Genomic DNA, 19,020 nt, shown 5'->3' with positions numbered 1-19,020 from the left:
AAGGCGACGGGGTGCCTCCATCTGCTCGTTGGGGACAAGCAGGGGATTGACACCCCGTCTACCGTTTGTCGCGACCATTTGGGACCGGCTCTTGAAAGGTGCGACAACGGATCCGTTAGTCAGTAGTAAAGCGAGCGATGATCTATTGTGTTAAAGGTAGGTTCAGAGGCTTTTGTGGCAATAGACCGAGCCCGCTCTTACATAGGCGTTCATCCAAATCTCGGAGCCCGTCGGGCTGTTAGTGATAAGATAGATCTGGATTCACTAAAATTTTGTTAAAGGCCTATGGACTTCACCTTACCCGAAATTTTTCCTGCTGCACCGTATGTCTGACCTGTTTTTCGACGATGAGCCCGAAATCCCACCTGCGGGACCGGATGCCGATGCGCCCTATCTGAACGGCCTGAACGAGCGGCAAGCCGAGGCCGTTCGTACTGTCGACGGACCGTTGCTGGTCCTTGCGGGGGCCGGGACCGGGAAGACACGGGTTCTGACAACCCGTCTCGCGCATCTGATCTCGACCGGTCGCGCCCGGCCCTGGAATGTGTTGGCGGTGACCTTCACGAACAAGGCCGCGCGGGAAATGCGCGAGCGTGTAGGCGGCATGATCGGGCCGATGGCGGAGCAGGTCTGGCTCGGCACTTTTCATGCTCTTGGGGCCAAGATTCTGAGGCGTCATGCGGAACTCGCGGGGTTGCGGTCGGATTTCACCATCCTTGATTCGGACGATCAGCAGCGTCTGCTGAAGCAGCTTCTGCAGGCCGGGAACATCGACGACAAGAAGTGGCCGGCACGGGCCATGATGGGCGTCATCCAGCGCTGGAAGGATCGCGCCCTGACCCCGGACAAGGTCGGACGCGACGAGGCGGGCGATGCCGCCGGCGGCCGGCTGGTGGAGATTTACCGACAATACCAGGAGCGTCTGAAGATCCTGAATGCGGTCGATTTTGGCGATCTGTTGCTGCTGTGCGTTGACCTGTTTCAGAGCCATCCGGACGTGCTCACGAAATATCACGATCAGTTTACCTACATTCTGGTCGACGAATATCAGGACACAAACGTCGCGCAATATCTCTGGCTTCGGCTTCTGGCGCAGAAAAGCCGGAACATCTGCTGCGTCGGCGATGACGATCAGTCGATCTATGGCTGGCGCGGTGCCGAGGTCGGCAACATCCTGAAGTTCGAGAAGGATTTTCCCGGCGCGACAACGATCCGGCTGGAGCAGAACTACCGTTCGACCTCGCGCATCCTTGCGGCCGCCTCCGCGCTGATCTCCCACAATGAGGGGCGACTTGGGAAGACGCTCTGGACCGAGGGCGCTGAAGGCGAAAAGCTGAATGTGCGCGGTCTCTGGGACGGGGAATCGGAAGCCCGGCATGTCGGCGAGGAGATGGAGGCGCTGCAGCGCAAGGGCGTGAAGCTCGCGCAGATGGCGGTGCTGGTCCGTGCCGGCTTCCAGACCCGCGAATTCGAGGAGCGCTTTCTGACCATCGGCCTGCCCTACCGGGTGATCGGCGGCGCGCGCTTCTATGAGCGGATGGAGATCCGTGATGCGCTGGCCTACCTGAGAGTGGTCAACCAGCGCGATGACGACCTCGCCTTCGAGCGCATCGTCAACAAGCCGAAACGCGGCATCGGCGACGCCACCATGCAGGTGCTGCATCATTTGGCCCGGAACGAGGGCATGTCTCTCTACAGGGCGGCCTCCCGCATCATCGAGACGGACGAGCTGAAGCCTGCCGCCAAGCGCAAGCTGGCCGAGGTGATTGGTAATTTCGAGCGCTGGCGTTCTCTGATTGATGTCGAGGACCACAGCGACCTTGCCCGCATCGTGCTGGACGAGTCCGGCTATACCGAGATGTGGCAGAAGGACAAAACGCCGGAAGCGCCGGGCCGGCTGGAGAACCTGAAGGAACTCTGCGGCGCGATGGAGGAGTTCGAGAATCTCGCGGGCTTCCTCGAACATATCAGCCTGGTCATGGAAAACGCCCAGAGTACCGATCAGGACCAGGTCAGCATCATGACCCTGCACGCTGCCAAGGGGCTGGAATTCGATCAGGTTTTCCTGCCTGGCTGGGAGGACGGCATGTTCCCGCACCAGCGGGCGTTGGACGAGAGCGGTGCCGCCGGGCTGGAAGAAGAGCGCCGCCTGGCCTATGTCGGCCTGACCCGGGCGCGTAAACAGGTGCATATCAGTTTTGCCGCGAACCGCCGGGTGCATGGCATGTGGCAAAGCTCGATACCGTCCCGGTTCGTCGATGAGTTGCCGGCCGACCAGGTAGAGGTCAGCAGCGAGACCGGATTTCAGGGCTCTCGCTATGGCGGATTCGGAAGTGCGTCCGGTGACGCTGACGATTGGGGCGGGAGCAGCTTCGGCTATGGCTCGGCCCATGGTGGGCGCGGCCCCGGATATGGCCGGCGCGGCGGAGAAAGCCGGGCCAAGGCGCCGCTGCTTGAAGGTAAGGGCTATGTCGTGGATCGCAGCAAGCCGCCGCCCTTCGCGGTTGGCGAGCGTGTGTTCCACCAGAAGTTCGGTATGGGCACCGTGTCGACCGTTGATGGAGACAAACTGCAAATCGCGTTCGACAAGGCGGGAAGCAAGAAGCTCGTCGCCAGTTTTGTAAGTAAGCCCTAGTTAGAGAGTGAATTATGAAGCCGATTTGGCAAGTTTCCCTGGAAACCTCCGCCGCTGCGGCCCTGCCGCTGTCGGATGTTCTTGAGCCTTTTGTCGAGGCGATCTCGGTCTTCGAGCAGGAAGAAGACAAGATCTGGATCCTGAAGGGCGTCTCGACCGTGGAGCCGGATCGAGGCGAGATCGTTGGCGCGCTTTCCGTTGCCGCAACCCTCGGCGGGTACGATCTGCCGGAGGTCGAGATCGGGCTGCTGCCGGATACCGACTGGCTGCGTCTCAACAGGGAGTCTTTCCCGGCGATGCAGTTCGGCCGGTTCTTGGTGCATGGCTCGCATTTGCGCGGCAAGGCGCCGGTCGGAACCTTGAACATCGAGGTCGATGCGGCTCAGGCTTTCGGGTCCGGCTCGCACGGCACGACAGAGGGATGCCTGCGGGCGATCGACAGACTGTCCAAGCGGATGACGCCGGCCAAGGTGCTCGATATGGGCTGCGGGTCTGGCATTCTCAGCATGGCCGCGGCAAAGATCTGGCCGGCGGCCCGGGTCATGGCTGTCGATATCGATCCTGTGTCGGTGGACACAACGCTGGAAAATGCGATTGCTAACGGGGTCGGCAAGCGGGTGGAAGCCCGCTCCGGGAATGGATATGCGGTTCTCAAGGATCGCCCGGCCGGAGCTTACGAGCTGATTCTCTCCAACATCCTGGCGCGGCCTCTCTGCAAGATGGCGCCGTCGCTCAACCGCGCGCTGAAGCCTGGCGGAACTGCGGTTCTGTCCGGGCTGCTTTATCACCAGACGTCGGCCGTGCTTTCGGCGCACCGCCAGCAGGGGCTGGTGCTGGCCGGGAAGTGGCGGTTCGGCGACTGGATGACGCTGATGCTGCAAAAGAAAACCGGCGCGGTCTCGGGACCACGCCGGTAGAAGCGTACTTCAAGTTGAGGCGGCGGTTCCGAACGGGAGGAATTTCGGAACCGCCGACTTTCGAGCGCTAGAGAAGCCTCCTGAGGGGAGGGGGAATTAGGCGGCTTCCCGCTGCTCGTCGCTGTTGGCGGCTTCGGTGACGAAGCCAGCCGGAATTTCGGTCATGGTTGCTGCCGGAGAAATGATCGTCCGTGCTGCGACCGGCTGGGTCGAGACGTTGGCGATACGGCGGGCAACAGAAGTGATTTCGCTGCGGGTCAGGCCAATGTCGGCCAGCATCCGGTCGTCGAGATTGTTCAGCTCGAACATGGTGCGGGAAATGCGCAGACGGTTGATGAGGTTCTTGAACATGGACTTGGCTCCTTTGGCGATCAGGGTGCCGATGTAACGGTTCCACTCAGCTCGGATCTGCATCTCGGCGCTGTACAGGCTGTGCCGGCGGAGCGCTGTGTCATCGGGGTACGTGACCCGGGCGACATAGGGACCCGCTTCCTGGATCTTCAGGTCTTCGAGGCTGCTGCTGAGTTTGTAGTAGTTCATCTTCGGCGTCCCTGAGGGGGTGTTTTGTTCTGATGACGGGAATATAGATGCGGACTTGACATGCGAGGAGCGGTGTGTTTGCAGCGCAGTTATGCGTTGAGCGCATGCATTGTGGGTTTTGTCATGCGTTGAACTTAACCGACTGTTAATAAAACTAATCCGAAGCAATTCGCTCCTTCCCTTGTTCCCGTCCGGCGCGATGCCTAATCTGGCACGAGGCAGATCCGGATACAGGCAAGGCAGGGAGCAGGGAATATGTCCGCAACGGGCACGGCAGCGGAACGGCTCGGTACGTTCAGGGCAGCTTTGGCGGAAGCTGGAGTGGACGGCATGATCGTGCCGCGGGCCGACGCGCATCAGAGCGAATATCTGCCGGCCTCAGCCGAGCGGGTGGCCTGGTTGACCGGCTTCAATGGCTCCGCCGGCACAGCCGTGGTGCTGCGGGACAAGGCTGCGGTCTTCACCGATGGCCGCTACAGCCTGCAGATCGAAAGCCAGGTCGACGGCAGTCTTTATCAGCGTTTCAACATCGCGGATAAAACCGCGGCTGATTGGATCAGTGAAGAGCTTGGCCGCGGCCAGCGTTTCGGGATCGATCCCTGGCTGCATACAGACCAGCAGGTGGAGCGGTTGCGCAAGGCGGTCGAGAAGGCCGACGGCGCATTGGTGCTGCTTGAGGCTAACCCGCTGGATGCCGTCTGGGCCGACCGGCCGGCGGCACCGGCAGAACCGATGCAACCGCACCCGGTTGCTTACGCGGGGAAGCGCTCCGAGGAAAAGCGGGCGGAAATCGCCGGCACGCTCGATCAGACAGGCGCCGAGGCCCTGCTGATTACGTCGGCGGAATCGATTGCCTGGCTGCTGAATGTGCGTGGCAACGACGTTGGGAACACGCCGCTCTGCCTGTGCTTCGCAATTCTGTCCGCGGACGAGACGCTTGATCTCTTTGTCGACGGCAACAAACTCGGTCCCGATGTTCTGGCGCATCTCGGCAACGCTGTGACCGTGCGCCCTGAGGCCGAGCTTGGCGCCGCGCTTGACCGGCTCGCAAGCGATGGGGTGACCATCCAGATCGATCCGGCCAGTGCGCCGGTCTGGGCGATGGAGCGGGTCCGGAAGGCCGACGGCAAGCTCGATCTGCAGGCGGACCCGATCCTTCCCGTGAAGGCCGTGAAGAACGATATCGAGATGATCGGCGTACGGGCCGCGCATTACCGCGATGCCTTGGCCTATGCCCGGTTCCTGTGCTGGTTTGCGAGCCGGGCGCATCAGGGCGGTCTCGACGAGATGACGCTGGTGGAGCGGCTGCACGGCTTCCGGGCCGAGCACGAGATGTTTCGCGGGCCGAGCTTCGACACAATTTCCGGCGCGGGGCCGAACGGCGCAATCGTGCATTACCGGGTGACGGAGGAGAGCAACCGGGACCTGGAGCCGGGTGAGATCTATCTGGTCGATTCCGGGGCGCAATATCTCGACGGCACCACGGATGTCACCCGGACCCTGTCGACCGGCATCATCGGGGAGGAGGAGCAGCGCTGCTTCACGCTCGTGCTGAAAGGCATGATCGCGCTTTCCCGTGCCGTGTTCCCGCAGGGCACCACCGGCGGTCAGCTCGACGCGCTGGCCCGGCGGCCGCTCTGGGAGGTCGGGCTCGATTACGATCATGGCACCGGGCATGGCGTCGGCGCCTATCTCGGCGTGCATGAGGGGCCGCAGCGGATATCCAAGTCCGGTGGCGGAGCCGAGTTGAAACCGGGCATGATTATCTCCAACGAGCCCGGTTATTATCGGGCGGGCGCTTTCGGTATCCGGATCGAGAATCTTGTTGCCGTGGAAGCGCGCGACGTGCCGGGAGCGGAGCGGCCGATGCTTGGCTTCGAGACGCTCACACTGGCGCCGATTGACCGCGCCTTGATCGATCTCTCCCTGTTCGACAGCGGCGAGATCGCTTGGCTCGATGCGTATCATGCGCGGGTGCGGGAGACATTAAGTCCGGATCTCGATCCGGAAACGACCGTCTGGCTGGCGGATGCCACGGCGCCATTGGCGCCACGGGTTGCGTAGGTTTAAGGGGCAAAGGGAGACGTAAATATGGCCTATGAGACTATTCTCTATTCGGCGGCGGACGGTGTGGCGCGGATCACGCTGAACAGGCCTGAAGCGGGTCATGCCGTGAATCTCGCGCTGGCGCATGAATTGCTGGAAGCGTCGATCAATGCCAGCGAGGACCCGGATGTCCGCGCGGTCATTCTGGATGCCAGCGGCTCGGTCTTTGGCTTCGGTGGCGATCTGAAGTATTTCGAGTCCCAGAGCGACCGGATCGGTGCGTGCCTGAAAGAGACAACGGCCTATTTTCACGCAGCCATCTCCCGCCTGTACCGGATGAACTCACCGGTCATCGTTTCCGTGCAGGGCATGGCGGCTGGTGCCGGCTTCAGCACGGCTCTGATCGGGGACATCGTGTTGGCGGCGAAATCGGCGCAGTTCAAGATGGCCTATACGGCCGCCGGCCTGTCGCCTGACGGCAGTTCGACCTATTTTCTGCCGCGGATTGTCGGCATGCGCCGGGCGCAGGAACTGATGCTGACGAACCGGTCGTTGAGCGCGGAAGAGGCGCAGGACTGGGGCATCGTCACGCGCGTGATCGAGGATGACGATCTGGCTGCGGAGACCAGCAAGCTGGCGGCCAAATTCGCCTCCGGTCCGACCCGGGCCTATGGCGGTGTGAAGCGTTTGCTTGCTTCCAGCTTTCAGCAATCTGTGGAAGCGCAAATGGAAGACGAGACCCGGACCATCGCCGAATTGGCCCAGACTGAGGATGGTCGCGAGGGTCTCGATGCTTTCCTGAACAAGCGCAAGCCGGTCTTCAAGGGACGCTGACCGGAGTATTACTGCGCCGGGATGTCAGGTGAGCAAGCTGATTCCGGACAAACAAAAACGGGCTCCGTAAATCGGAGCCCGTTTTTGCGGGAGGGGAATTTCCGACCCGGGCTCTTCAACCGATGACGGTAAGAACCAGCGTGAAGAGGCCGATTGCGGCCATGTTCGTCAGTCCAACATAATGAAACGTCGTCATCGCTTCCTCCTAGGGGGGTGAGAGGGGCAACGGGCCCGGGTTTTGTTCCGCTGTGCGGTACGAGCCTCAAATAGGCGATCTACTCTTGAGCGAGTAATCGAGAAACATCAGGGTTGGTATGCGCTGGAAGCATAACGATTGGCATAAGGTGCCCCCTACGTTCGCAAAACGCGCAGGCCTCGAAGAAAAGTCCTTTTGAATTAGACGTTTGCGCCGATCAATGTGAGCCATTCTTCCTCGCTCAGAATCGTCAGGCCCAGCTCTTCGGCCTTCCGGGCTTTCGATCCGGCATCGGCGCCGACAATCACAAAATCAGTTTTCTTTGAGACGGACCCCGCTACTTTTGCCCCGAGAGACTCCGCTTTTGCCTTTGCTTCGCCACGGCTCACTGTTGTCAGCGTACCAGTGAAGACCACGGTCTTGCCCGCAACGGGGCTGTCGTCCGCCACGGCTCGTACGAAGGTTTCGATCTCCAGCTCGTTCTCGAGATCCTCCAGAACCGCGCGATTATGGTCTTCATGGAAGAAAGCGACGAGGTCGGTGGCCACAGAATGGCCGATCTGGTCGATATTGATCAGGCTCGCATAGGCTTCCGATTCCGGATCCGACGCTTCCAGCATGGCGGAGGTGAGGGCCGGGAGCGTGCCGTAGTTGGCGGCCAGAAGCTTCGCGGTGGCTTGACCGATCTGGCGAATGCCGAGAGCGTAGATAAAGCGGTCGAGCCCGATGTTGCGCCTGTCCTCGATGGCGGCCAGCAGGTTGGTCAGGGATTTCTCTCCCCAGCCCTCGCGGGTTGAAATCTCTTCGGCCCGGTCCTTCAGACGGAATATATCGCCTGGTTGTGCGATCAGACCGTCCTCGTAAAAGGCCTCGACCTGCTTTGCTCCCAACCCCTCGATATCAAAGGCGTCGCGGGAGACGAAATGCTTCAGCCGCTCAACCGCCTGGGCGGCGCAGATCAGGCCGCCGGTGCAGCGCCGGATCGCTTCGCCCTCGGGACGTACGGCCTCGCTGCCGCAAACCGGGCAATGATCGGGGAAGTCGTAGGGCACCGCATCGGCCGGGCGCTTTTCTTCTATAACGCGGACCACTTGCGGGATGACGTCGCCGGCCCGCTGGATGACAACCGTGTCGCCTATCCGCACGCCCTTGCGCTGGATCTCGTCCTCGTTATGCAGGGTGGCGTTCGAGACCACAACGCCGCCGACCGTGATCGGCGTCAACCGGGCGACCGGGGTGAGGGCGCCGGTGCGGCCGACCTGGATGTCGATGCCTTCAAGCACGGTCTCGGCCTGCTCGGCGGGGAATTTGTGGGCGATGGCCCAGCGCGGCGCGCGGCTGACCATGCCGAGCCGGTCCTGCCAGTCCAGCCGGTCGACCTTGTAGACGACGCCGTCGATATCGTAATCGAGCCCGGCGCGGGCCTCCCCGATGGAACGGTAGGCTTCCAGCGCCGAGGTCGATCCATCGCAGAGCTTTGTCATCGGATTGATTATGAAGCCCCATTCCTTCAGCTTTTCCAGAAATCCGGTCTGGCTGTCGGCAGGCATCTCAGAAACCTCGCCCCAGGAATAGGCGAAGAAGTGCAGCGTGCGCTCCGCCGTGATGTTCGGGTCGAGCTGTCTCAGGGACCCGGCTGCAGCGTTGCGCGGGTTGGCGAAGATCTTCTTCCCGGCTTCCTCCTGACGCTGGTTCAGTGCGCGGAACTCCGCCTTGCCCATGAACACCTCGCCGCGAACCTCGAACACGGCAGGCGCATCGGCGGGCAGGGTTTTCGGGATATCGCCGATGGTCTGCAGGTTTCGGGTGATGTCTTCGCCTTCGGTGCCGTCGCCCCGCGTCGCACCCTGAACGAATGTGCCGTTCTCATAGCGCAGGGACGCAGACAGGCCGTCAATCTTGGGCTCGGCGACGAGAGCCACGGGCGCATCCTCGCCGAGGCTGAGAAAGCGCCGGATGCGGGCGACGAAGTCCGTCACATCCTCGTCCGAGAAAGCATTGGACAAGGACAGCATCGGCTTCTTGTGCCGGACCTTGGAGAAGCCGGCGGACGGCGCGGCGCCAACCCGCTTCGACGGGCTGTTCGGTCGGATCAGGTCCGGGAAGGCTTCTTCAAGCGCCTCGTTCCGGCGGCGCAGCGCGTCGTAATCCGCGTCGCTGACCTCCGGCGTGTCTTTCTGATGATAGAGCTTGTCGTGCTTCTCGATCTGGGCGGCGAGGACGCGCAGCTCGAAATCCGCCTCGTCGCGGCTCATGGCCTCAACCGGTTTGCTCGTTTCCGGGGCAGTCATGCGAGATCGGTCCTCAGGCTGGGTTGAGAAGGCTGTCGGCTGCTGCCCGGGCTTCGTCCGTCACGGTTGCGCCGGACAGCATGCGGGCAAGCTCCTCGCGGCGCTCGCTGGTCTCAAGCCGGGAGACAGCGGTCTTCACCAGCTCGCCGTCGGCTTGCTTGGCGACGTGCCAGTGCCGGATGCCGCGGGCGGCTACTTGAGGGGAATGGGTGACGACCAGAACCTGCGTGTCGGTGCCGAGGCGGGCCAGACGCTCGCCGACAGCCGCCGCCACGGCACCGCCAACCCCGCTGTCGACCTCGTCGAACACCAGGGTCGAAACAGGGTTGGCCTCGGAGAGCACAACTTTCAATGCGAGCAGGAAGCGGGAGAGTTCGCCACCGGAGGCAATGCGGCCCAGCGGGCCAAGCGGTGCGCCGGGATTGGTCGAGATCAGGAAGCTGACCCGCTCCATGCCGCCCGCGCTCCAGTCGCTTTCGGCTAGAGGATCGAGCCGGGTTTTGACCGTCGCCTTGTCGAGCTTCAGCGGGCCCAGCTCAGAGGTGATCGCTGTGTCCAGCTTGTCGGCCGCTTTTGTGCGTGCGGTCGTCAGTAATTCGGCAGCCTTGGTATAGGCATCTCGGGCGTCCTGCTCCGCCCGGGCCAGATCGGCGAGCCCGCCGCCGGCATCGTCCAGTGCGGCCAGGCGAGCGGACAGCGCACGGTGTATCTCGGGCAGCCGGTCGGCTTCGGTATCGTGCTTGCGGGCGAGACCGCGCAGCAGATGCAGCCGGTCGTCGACTTCCTCCAGCCGGCCGGAATCTGCTTCCACGTCGGAGGCGATCTGGGTCAGGGCATGCTGGGCTTCCTGGATTTCGGCGGCGGCGCGGTCAAGGCCTTCGAGCACGGCGTCCAGCTTGTCGCCGGCCCGGTCACGGACCCGCTCCAGGCTGCGCTGGGCCCCGGCGACGGCCCGGTCCGCTCCGTCTTCGTTCTGCAGGGCGTCGACGGCGGCGTTCATCGCTTCCAGGATCTGGGCGGCATTGGCCAGCAAGGTGCGATCCTGGGCGAGACGGCTTTCCTCGCCGTCCTCGGGCTGGACTGCGTCGAGTTCCTCGACATTATGTCTCAGCAGGTCTTCTTCCGTGCGGGCGCGTTCCAGCTCCTCGCGGGCCCGCTGGTGGGCCGAGCGGGCTTCGCTCCAGGCCGCATGGCTGTTGCGCACGGCTGCTTGCAGCGCGTCGTGTCCACCATATTCATCCAGAGTCTCGCGGTGGGTCGCCGGATCCATCAGGCCGCGCTGGTCGAACTGGCCCTGGATCTCGACCAGGGTTTCCCCGAGGCGTTTGAGGGTGGCGACATTGACCGGCTCGTCATTGGCGAAGGCGCGGCTGCGGCCGTCCGCCGTGACGATCCGGCGCAGGATCACCGGGCCATCCACCTCGATGCCCATTTCTTCCAGGATTTCGGCGGAGCCGTGCCCGTCCGGCACGTCGAAACTCGCGGTGACGACGGCCTGTTTTGCGCCGTTGCGGACAAGACCGCTGTCGGCCCGCGCGCCGAGTGCGAGGCCGAGCGCATCGAGCAGGATGGACTTACCGGCTCCGGTTTCCCCGGTCAGCACGGCAAGGCCGGGCCCGAACGAGAGGTCGAGCCTGTCGATCAGCACCACATCGCGGATCGTGAGGCTGGTCAGCATGGCTGGTCAGAATATCCAGAGATCAAGGCCGAAGAGCCCGTCATCGTCCGCTTTTGAACCGCGACTGCTCCCGGTGGTCATCAGCGCGTAGCTGTCCTGATACCATTCGCTGCCCGGGTAATTGTGCCCGAGAACGGCGGCCGTGCGCTCTGCCTGCTGGTAAAGGCCGAGGGCGCTATAGGCCTCGGTCAGACGATGCAGGGCTTCCGGAACCTGATCGGTGGTGTCGAAGTTCTCGAGCACGCGCTTGAAGCGGTTGATGGCGGCGAGATATTTTTCCTGGCGCAGATAGAACCGCCCGATCTCCATCTCCTTGCCGGCCAAATGGTTCCGGGTCAGGTCGAGCTTCAGCAGGGCATCGCGGGAATACTGGCTCTCGGGAAAGCGCTGCACAAGTTCCTGCAGCGTATCCATGGCGTTCCTGGTCAGCTTCTGGTCACGACCGACATCGACGATCTGCTCGTAGTAGCTGAGGCCTTTCAGATAGTAGGCATAGTCGACATTCTGGTTGCTCGGGTTCAGCTGGATGAACCGATCGAGCGCGTTGATCGCTTCGTCGTACTTGTTGCTCTGGTAAAGAGAATAGGCGGCCATGATCTGCGCCTGCGTGGCCCAGACAGAGTAGGGGTGCTGGCGCTCAACCTCGTCGAACAGGGGCGCGGCTTTCTTGTAGTCGCCTTGCAGCGCACTATCGACAGCCTCGTTGTAGAGCTGCTCGACCGGGCGCTCGACATATTCCAGTTTCTGCTTGTCATCGCTACAGGCCGCAAGGGCCAGCACGCAGGTCAGCAGAGCAAGGTTCTTCAGCCGCAGCGGGCTAAAATCACCAGAGGCGAATTTCATCGGATTTCCCCGGACATGTGTCCATAAGAAAATACGGTTCCCGGGCGCCGACGCCAAGGGGTTTGCAGAGGAATCCGCAGCCCGGCCGGTACCCGCCGAATAACACTGTTGGGATAGAGGAGTTACGCGGTCGCGGCAAGCAACGGATGATCGTGGTCCGCCGCGGCCATCTCCGGGGTCATGTCGACCAGCTCCCACGCGGTCTCGTCCGCGAACAGGGCCCGAAGCAGCTTGTTATTGAACAGATGCCCGGATTTGCAGGCATCGACGCGACCGAGAATCGGCGCTCCGGCGAGATAGAGATCGCCGACGCAGTCGAGGATCTTGTGTCGAACGAACTCGTCCTTGAAGCGCAGGCCGCCTTCGTTGAGGATCGTGTCGCCGTCGACGATCACGACATTGTCGAGATTGCCGCCCCGGCCGAGACCGGCCGCGCGCAGGCGGTCGATGTCTTCCATGAAGCCGAAGGTGCGGGCGCCGCTGATGGTTTCGTTGAAGGTGCCGTTGACCAGCTTCACGTCGAGACTTTTCTCGGTGATCGCGGCGCTATCGAACTCGATCTCGAAATTAACCGAGAAGTGATCGTCCGGGGTGATTTCGATCCGGCGCTTGTCGTCCTGGGCACTGACGGTCTTCAGAATCCGGATAGCGCGGCGCGGCGCGGCGAGGGAGGCGGTGCCGGCGCATTCGATCAGCAGCACGAACGGCTCGGAGCTGCCATCCATGATCGGCACTTCCGGGCCGTCGATCTCGATCAGGGCATTGTCGATGCGGCAGCCAGCAAGCGCCGCCATCAGATGCTCGACCGTGGAGACCGTCACGCCGTCATTGTTCTGCAGCCGGGTGCACATGGTGGCGTCATGCACCATGTCCCAGCGGGCGCGAACCAGCGGGTCCTTGCCGGAGACATCGGTGCGCTTGAAGACAATGCCGTGATCGGCAGCAGCGGGATGCAGCGTCATGATGCAGTCGACGCCGCCATGCAACCCGACACCCCGGCAAGAGATACTCGTCTTCAAGGTCTGTTGCGCAATCACAAGGATGCTCCTGACACCGGCCCTCCGCAGTTCATTCCGAATTTCTCGGAGAATTAGGGTCGGAATATTGGTAAATAAAAAAATAAGCCCCGGAAGATGTATCAATATCTCCCGGGGCTCTCAAATCACTCTTTATGACTGAATGTTACGCCGTAATGCACTGATTTAACGGCGTAAATTCAGGGTTAGTTCGCCTGCCTGCGAAGGAAGGCCGGAATGTCCAGGAGATCGTCATCCTGGCGTGCCGGTGCAACCCTTTCAGACTGGTCCAGAGCCCCGAGACGGGCCTGTTTCGGTTCAGCCGCATTGACGTCCACGAAACGCTGCGGATTGGCTTCCGGGGCCGGCTCGGACGGCTTCTTGCCGACCATTCCGGTCATCCGGGTAAACAGGCTCTGCGGCTTGTCTGCGCCAGTGTCTTCGCGACGGCCGGCATTCGCCATAGCCGCAGCCTGGAACGGGTCCGGCTCATGGCTCCCCTTGGCTGCCGGAACCGCCGGCGGCGGCGCGATGAAGGTGTCGTCGGCCTTCGGCTCCGCGGCAACCGGTGCTTCCGCTTCGGCCCGGGCCGTGTCGGCCTGGGTCTGGGCGCTCAGGGCGGCGTTGTCGAGGTCAGTTTCACCGATCACCAGAGTGTTACCCGCGACATGAACAGTATCGCCGGATGCCGAGATGGCCGGGATGTCGCCGACAGGGGCACTCGGAGCATTAGCGGCTGCGGCAGCGGTGCTTTCGGCGGCCGGCTTAACCGGAGCGGCTTTTGCCTTGGTCGGAACCACGGTCAACGGCGGGCGTTTCTGCGCCATGCCCTCGGCGGCGATGCCGGTGGCGACGACGGAGACCCGCATGGTGCCTTCCATCTTCTCGTCGAAGGTGGAGCCGAAGATGATGTTGGCTTCCGGATCGACTTCCTCGCGAATGCGGTTGGCGGCTTCGTCGACCTCGAACAGGGTCATGTCCATGCCGCCGGTGATGTTGATCAGCACGCCGCGGGCACCCTTCATCGTGGTGTCCTCGAGCAGCGGGTTATTGATCGCGGCCTCGGCGGCGTCGATGGCACGCTTCTCGCCACTGGCCTCGCCGGTGCCCATCATCGCCTTGCCCATTTCGCTCATCACCGTACGGATGTCGGCAAAGTCGAGGTTGATCAGGCCTGGCATGATCATCAGGTCGGTAACGCCGCGCACACCGGAATGCAGCACGTCGTCGGCCATGTTGAAGGCGTCGGCGAAGGTGGTCTTCTCGTTCGCCACCCGGAACAGGTTCTGGTTCGGGATGATGATCAGGGTGTCGACATACTGGGTCAGCTCCTCGATCGCCTGATCCGCGATCCGCATCCGGTGCTGGCCTTCGAAGTGGAACGGCTTGGTTACCACGCCGACGGTCAGGATACCGTTTTCGCGAGCGGTCTGCGCGATCACCGGAGCAGCTCCGGAACCGGTGCCGCCGCCCATGCCCGCCGTGATGAACACCATGTTGCTTTCGCGCAGGTTGTCCATGATGTCTTCGATCGCCTCTTCGGCGGCCGCCCGGCCAACTTCCGGCCGGGAGCCGGCACCGAGACCCTGGGTCACGCCGGTGCCGAGCTGGATGGTGCGATCGGCCAGCGACTGTTTCAGCGCCTGGGCGTCGGTGTTGGTGACGATGAATTCGACACCCTCGAGGTTGGAGCGGATCATGTTGTTGACGGCATTGCCGCCTGCACCGCCGATGCCGACGACGCTAATCCGCGGCTTCAGTTCGTTATCATCGTTCGGGACTGAGATATTGATGGTCATGGGGGGCCTCCTGATCTCGCGTTAGAGGGTTGTCTGGGGGATACGTGCCTGGAGGAGCACGCGGGATTTCGGCCTTCTGGCCTGATTTTCTTGGTCGGTGGTCTGCTTGTGGTCACGGTGCGGCCGTTCGGCCGGGCGTGTCGGGCACGGGCCGGAGCTTGCGTTGGGTGTGAACCGGAATTGCTGCATTAGAAGTTCTCCCTCAGCCAGGAGTGGACACGGCCGAACAGGCCGCCTCCGGTCTCCTTGTTGGCGACGTGCCCTTGGCGGGACGCGTCAAGTGCCGGGTCGGCGGCATAGGCCAGCAGTCCGGCGCTCGTCGCGAAGGCCGGACCGCTGGCAACATCCGCCAGCCCGTTCACCCGGATCGGCCGGCCCAGTCGGACCTGCTTGTCCAGGATTTCCTGTGCCAGATCCCGGATACCCGGCATCTGGCTCGCGCCGCCCGTGATGACCACGCGGCGGCCGGCGACCTTGTCGAAACCGCTGGCTTCCAGCCGGTTACGGACAAGCTCGAAGGTTTCCTCAAGACGCGGATGGATGATCCGGATCAGGAGGGATTTCGGAACGTGATTGGGATGGTTCTCGTCCTGCTCACCGACCAGCGGCACGTCGATCACTTCGCGCTCGTCGAGGCTGGAGGGGATGGCGCTGCCATAGAGCGTTTTCAGGCGCTCGGCTTCATGCACCGGCGTGGCAAGGCCGCGCGCGATGTCGCTGGTGATATGGGCGCCGCCGACGGGCACGCAGTCGGTATAGATCACGCTGCCGTCGAAGAAGACGGCCATGGTGGTGGTGCCGCCGCCCATATCGATGACGGTGACGCCGAGATCCCGCTCGTCCTCGACCAGACAGGAAAGGCCGGCGGCGTAAGGAGAGACCACGAAGGCCTCGATGCCCAGATGGCAGCGTTCGACCACGCTGGCGATGTTCCGCACGGCGCTGGAGGCGGCGGTGACCAGGTGCATGTTGGCGCCGAGCCGGTCGCCGCACATACCGCGCGGATCGCGGATGCCTCGGCTGCCGTCGATGGAGTAGCCAACCGGAATGGAGTGGATAAGCTGTCGGTCCGCCTCGACTTCGACTTTCTGCCACTGGCTGAGGATGCGGCGCATATCCGTATCGCCGACTTCCTGCCCGCCGATGGAGACCTCGACGCCGACTGTCTGCGAGTGAGGATATCCGCCGGAGAGATTGACGAAGACGCGCTGGATGGTTTCGTCGGCCATTTTTTCAGCGGCATGCACAGCGGCGCGGACACATTCCTCGGCCTCGGCCATGTCGACGATCATGCCGCTGCGAATGCCGCGGGCGACCTGGTGACCGATACCGGTGACGCGGATGCCGGGCAGGCTCGGTGCCTGCTCACCATGTTGCTCGGCTCGCGCGCCGTTCTCACCGACCCGCGCGATCAGACAGCAGATCTTCGTCGATCCGATATCGAGGATCGCGACGGTGCCGGTCCGGGGCTTTGCGAGGCTCTTGCGCATCAGGTGTCTTTCCCCGGATTGCGGAGGCGGCTGGAAACGGTCGGGGCAACCCGGACGACGAGCTGGTTCGGCAGGCGCAGGTCGATGGCGATAACGTCCCTGTTAAGCACTCCATGGTCGCGCTGCAGCCTGGCGAGATGGGACCAGGCCTTGTCCGGTGCATGCTCCGGAAGCTCGATATCGACGCCGGTATCCAGCCGCACATTCCAGCGCCGCTCGCCGATCCAGGTAACGGCGCGGACACGCAGCTTCAGGTCCGGCTCGCCGGACAGCAGGTTGAGGAATTCATGGGCGCGGGCCGGTGCGTCGGCACCGACCACGATCGGCAGGTCGGCGAAGCGGCGCGGGTTCTGCCCCGGGACCTCGACGCCGCGATCATCGATCAGGGACAGGTCTCCGTCGCGCTGCCAAAGGGCGAGCGGGGTGCGTTCCTCAAGTTTGACGAACAGGGTATCGGGCAGGCGTCTTTCGACCGCTGCGGTACGCACCCATGGCAGGGCATCGATACGGGATTTCAATGCCTCCAGATCGATGCCGAGGATCGGCGCGCCGCGATCGGTCGCGATCGCCGCAACCAGGGCGCTGCGTTCGGTCCGGTAACGGCCTTCGACCAGAATGTCGGAAACCACGAGGCCGAGCTCGTTCGAGATGTCCGTGCCGACCATGTCGATCATTCGGGCCGCTTCGTCCACGGCGCCGGTACGGGCCGCGTGCCAGCCGCTGGCTGCAACGATGGCGGTCAGCGTCGCGAACCCGGTGCCGATCAGTACCTGACGCATGCGCCGGGCCGACATCCGCGGACGCCGGGTCTGGCGCCGCCGGGTGGCGGTGGATTTCTTGCCGGTCTTGCTCTTGTCGGCGCTCAGTAGTCGCATCGCGCGTCCTCCACCAGCTTGGCGCAAAGCGCGGGGAAATTCATGCCGTGGAAGCTGGCCTGTTCCGGGACGAGCGAGGTCGGCGTCATGCCCGGCTGGGTGTTGATTTCCAGCAGATAAAGATCATCGGGTCCGACATCGTCGCCGGTGTCGTCAAAGCGGAAATCGGCCCGACTCACGCCCCGGCATCCAAGGGTGGCGTGGGCCTGTTCGGCCATCTGCAGGACGCGGCTCGTTACGGCCTCCGGCAGAGCGGCCGGCAGGATATGGATCGAGCCGCCATCGGCGTATTTGGCGTCGTAATCGTAGAAGCCGCGTTCCGAGGTGATCTCGGTCACGGCGAGGGCGGCGCCATCCAGTACGGCAACAGTCAGCTCGCGCCCGGCGATGAACTTTTCCTCAAGCACGATATCGCCGAACGGCCAGTCTTCCGCTGTCGGACGGTAATTGTCGCCCGGACGGACGATATGCACACCGAGGCTGGAGCCCTGATCGATCGGCTTCAGGACGTAAGGCCGCTTCATGGCCTCGCTTTCCAGCGCCTCGGCGCGGGAACGAACGACGCCGGGCGGGCATTTCAGCCCGGCCCGCATGAAGAGATCCTTGGCGCGTGGCTTGTCCATGGCGATGGCAGAGGCCTCGACGCCGGAATGGGTATAGGGAATGTCGAGGATGTTCAGCAAACCCTGAATGTTGCCGTCCTCGCCGATCCGCCCGTGCAGCGCGTTGAAGCAGACGTCCGGCTTCAGCTCTGCAAGCCGGAACGGAATGCTGCGATCGACATCGACTTCGGTCACCCGGTAGCCGGCCTCGCGCAGCGCCTTGGCGCATTCGTGGCCGCTGGAGAGGGAAACCTCGCGTTCACCGGACCATCCGCCCATCAGAACGGCGACATGCTTGCTCATGAGCGGTCTCCCCTGTTCGTGTTGCTGGCAACACCGCCGACGCCGATACGGCGAATCTCCCAACGCAGTTCGATGCCGCTGGTCTGCTTCACCCGGCGCCGGACTTCCTCGCCGAGCACTTCGATATCGGCGGCTGTCGCCGTGCCGGTGTTGATCAGGAAATTGCAGTGCTTCTCGGAAACCATGGCGCCGCCGATCTGGAGGCCCCGGCAGCCGGCGGCGTCGATCAGTTGCCACGACTTGTGGCCTTCCGGGTTGGCGAAGGTGCTGCCACCGGTGCGCTCGCGGATCGGCTGGCTGGCCTCGCGGGAGCGTTTGATTTCATCCATTGCGGCTTTGATCTCGTCTCTGTCTCCGACCGGTGCCTGGAAGGTGGCGGCGGTGAAGATCCAGTCCGAGGGAGCGTCCGAGTGGCGATAGGACATGCCGAGCGTGCCTGCGGGAACCCGGCGCAGGATGCCGTCGCCGGTCACCAGCTCGGCAGAGAACAGAACATCCTTGAATTCGCTGCCATAGGCGCCCGCATTCATGCGCAGGCCGCCACCGATGGAGCCGGGAATGCCGGACATGAAGGCGAGGCCGGTGCGGCCCTCGGCGAGGGCCGCTTTGGCGAGATTGAGGTCGAGAACGGCGGCGCCCACGGTCACCATGTCGGCACTGAAGTCGATCTGGTTGAAGCCTTTGCCGAGCCGGATAACCACGCCAGGGATGCCGCCGTCGCGGATCAGAAGATTTGATGTGACGCCGATCACCGTGACCGGGACGTTCGCGGGCTTGTCGCGCAGGAAAGCGGCCAGATCCTCGGCGTCTGCAGGGCGAAACACCACCTCGGCAGGACCGCCGACGCGGAACCATGTCTGCCCGGACAGATCGACATTCTCCTGATAGCGGCCACGCACTTCCGGCAGGCGCTCGATCAGGGAGAGGTGCGTATCTGTGCGACGGGCGGCCATGA

14 protein-coding genes are annotated in these 19,020 nt (G+C 63.1%); 4 read left to right on the top strand and 10 right to left on the bottom strand.

What is annotated here, in order from left to right; all coding sequences use genetic code 11:
• Window positions 1–325 precede the first annotated feature (325 nt).
• A complete protein-coding gene (locus tag K328_RS0109915; protein ID WP_028465854.1) occupies window positions 326–2,635 on the top strand; it encodes an ATP-dependent helicase in 2,310 nt (769 codons plus the stop codon).
• 14 nt (window positions 2,636–2,649) lie between these two features.
• A complete protein-coding gene (locus K328_RS0109910; RefSeq protein ID WP_028465853.1) occupies window positions 2,650–3,552 on the top strand; it encodes a 50S ribosomal protein L11 methyltransferase in 903 nt (300 codons plus the stop codon).
• Between the two features lie 96 nt (window positions 3,553–3,648).
• On the opposite strand, the gene K328_RS26645 is transcribed toward K328_RS0109910, so the two are convergent.
• Entirely contained in the window at window positions 3,649–4,092 is a 444-nt protein-coding gene (locus tag K328_RS26645) for a DUF1127 domain-containing protein (RefSeq protein WP_028465852.1), read from the bottom strand.
• Between the two features lie 255 nt (window positions 4,093–4,347).
• On the opposite strand from K328_RS26645, the gene K328_RS0109900 reads away from it, so the two are divergent.
• The gene (locus tag K328_RS0109900; protein WP_028465851.1) at window positions 4,348–6,156 is read left to right on the top strand and encodes an aminopeptidase P family protein; all 1,809 of its coding nucleotides are present in this window, start codon (window positions 4,348–4,350) and stop codon (window positions 6,154–6,156) included.
• Between the two features lie 27 nt (window positions 6,157–6,183).
• Window positions 6,184–6,972 (top strand): enoyl-CoA hydratase/isomerase family protein, encoded by a 789-nt coding sequence (locus tag K328_RS0109895; RefSeq protein WP_036553301.1) that lies wholly within the window; start codon window positions 6,184–6,186, stop codon window positions 6,970–6,972.
• A gap of 396 nt (window positions 6,973–7,368) precedes the next feature.
• Here K328_RS0109895 and ligA read toward each other — a convergent pair whose 3' ends face one another.
• From ligA to murB, 9 genes are all read right to left on the bottom strand, one after another.
• Window positions 7,369–9,459 carry an NAD-dependent DNA ligase LigA gene (gene ligA, locus K328_RS0109885; RefSeq protein ID WP_028465849.1) on the bottom strand — a complete coding sequence of 697 codons (2,091 nt, stop codon included), beginning with the start codon at window positions 9,457–9,459 and terminating at the stop codon, window positions 7,369–7,371.
• A 13-nt stretch (window positions 9,460–9,472) separates the two neighbouring features.
• Entirely contained in the window at window positions 9,473–11,137 is a 1,665-nt protein-coding gene (recN, locus tag K328_RS0109880) for a DNA repair protein RecN (RefSeq protein WP_028465848.1), read from the bottom strand.
• 6 nt (window positions 11,138–11,143) lie between these two features.
• A complete protein-coding gene (locus K328_RS23325) occupies window positions 11,144–11,980 on the bottom strand; it encodes an outer membrane protein assembly factor BamD (RefSeq protein WP_084608191.1) in 837 nt (278 codons plus the stop codon).
• 122 nt (window positions 11,981–12,102) lie between these two features.
• The gene (gene lpxC / locus K328_RS0109870) at window positions 12,103–13,017 is read right to left on the bottom strand and encodes a UDP-3-O-acyl-N-acetylglucosamine deacetylase (RefSeq protein WP_156901217.1); all 915 of its coding nucleotides are present in this window, start codon (window positions 13,015–13,017) and stop codon (window positions 12,103–12,105) included.
• A gap of 185 nt (window positions 13,018–13,202) precedes the next feature.
• Window positions 13,203–14,795 carry a cell division protein FtsZ gene (gene ftsZ / locus K328_RS0109865; RefSeq protein WP_028465846.1) on the bottom strand — a complete coding sequence of 531 codons (1,593 nt, stop codon included), beginning with the start codon at window positions 14,793–14,795 and terminating at the stop codon, window positions 13,203–13,205.
• A 188-nt stretch (window positions 14,796–14,983) separates the two neighbouring features.
• Window positions 14,984–16,285 carry a cell division protein FtsA gene (ftsA, locus tag K328_RS0109855; protein WP_028465845.1) on the bottom strand — a complete coding sequence of 434 codons (1,302 nt, stop codon included), beginning with the start codon at window positions 16,283–16,285 and terminating at the stop codon, window positions 14,984–14,986.
• Window positions 16,285–17,160 (bottom strand): cell division protein FtsQ/DivIB, encoded by an 876-nt coding sequence (locus K328_RS23320; protein ID WP_051284700.1) that lies wholly within the window; start codon window positions 17,158–17,160, stop codon window positions 16,285–16,287. Before K328_RS23320 ends, ftsA begins: the two co-directional genes overlap by 1 nt.
• Complete coding sequence (locus tag K328_RS0109845) at window positions 17,148–18,065, bottom strand: D-alanine--D-alanine ligase (RefSeq protein ID WP_028465844.1); 918 nt, start codon at window positions 18,063–18,065, stop codon at window positions 17,148–17,150. The genes K328_RS23320 and K328_RS0109845 overlap by 13 nt, the downstream gene beginning before the upstream one ends.
• Window positions 18,062–19,018, bottom strand: a complete 957-nt coding sequence (murB, locus tag K328_RS0109840) for a UDP-N-acetylmuramate dehydrogenase (RefSeq protein ID WP_205620604.1) — start codon at window positions 19,016–19,018, stop codon at window positions 18,062–18,064. The genes K328_RS0109845 and murB overlap by 4 nt, the downstream gene beginning before the upstream one ends.
• Window positions 19,019–19,020: the final 2 nt, after the last annotated feature.

Origin of the sequence: Nisaea denitrificans DSM 18348 (genome assembly GCF_000426505.1) — a bacterium.
GTDB lineage: Bacteria > Pseudomonadota > Alphaproteobacteria > Thalassobaculales > Thalassobaculaceae > Nisaea > Nisaea denitrificans.
This window is presented reverse-complemented; position numbering and strand designations above follow the sequence as displayed.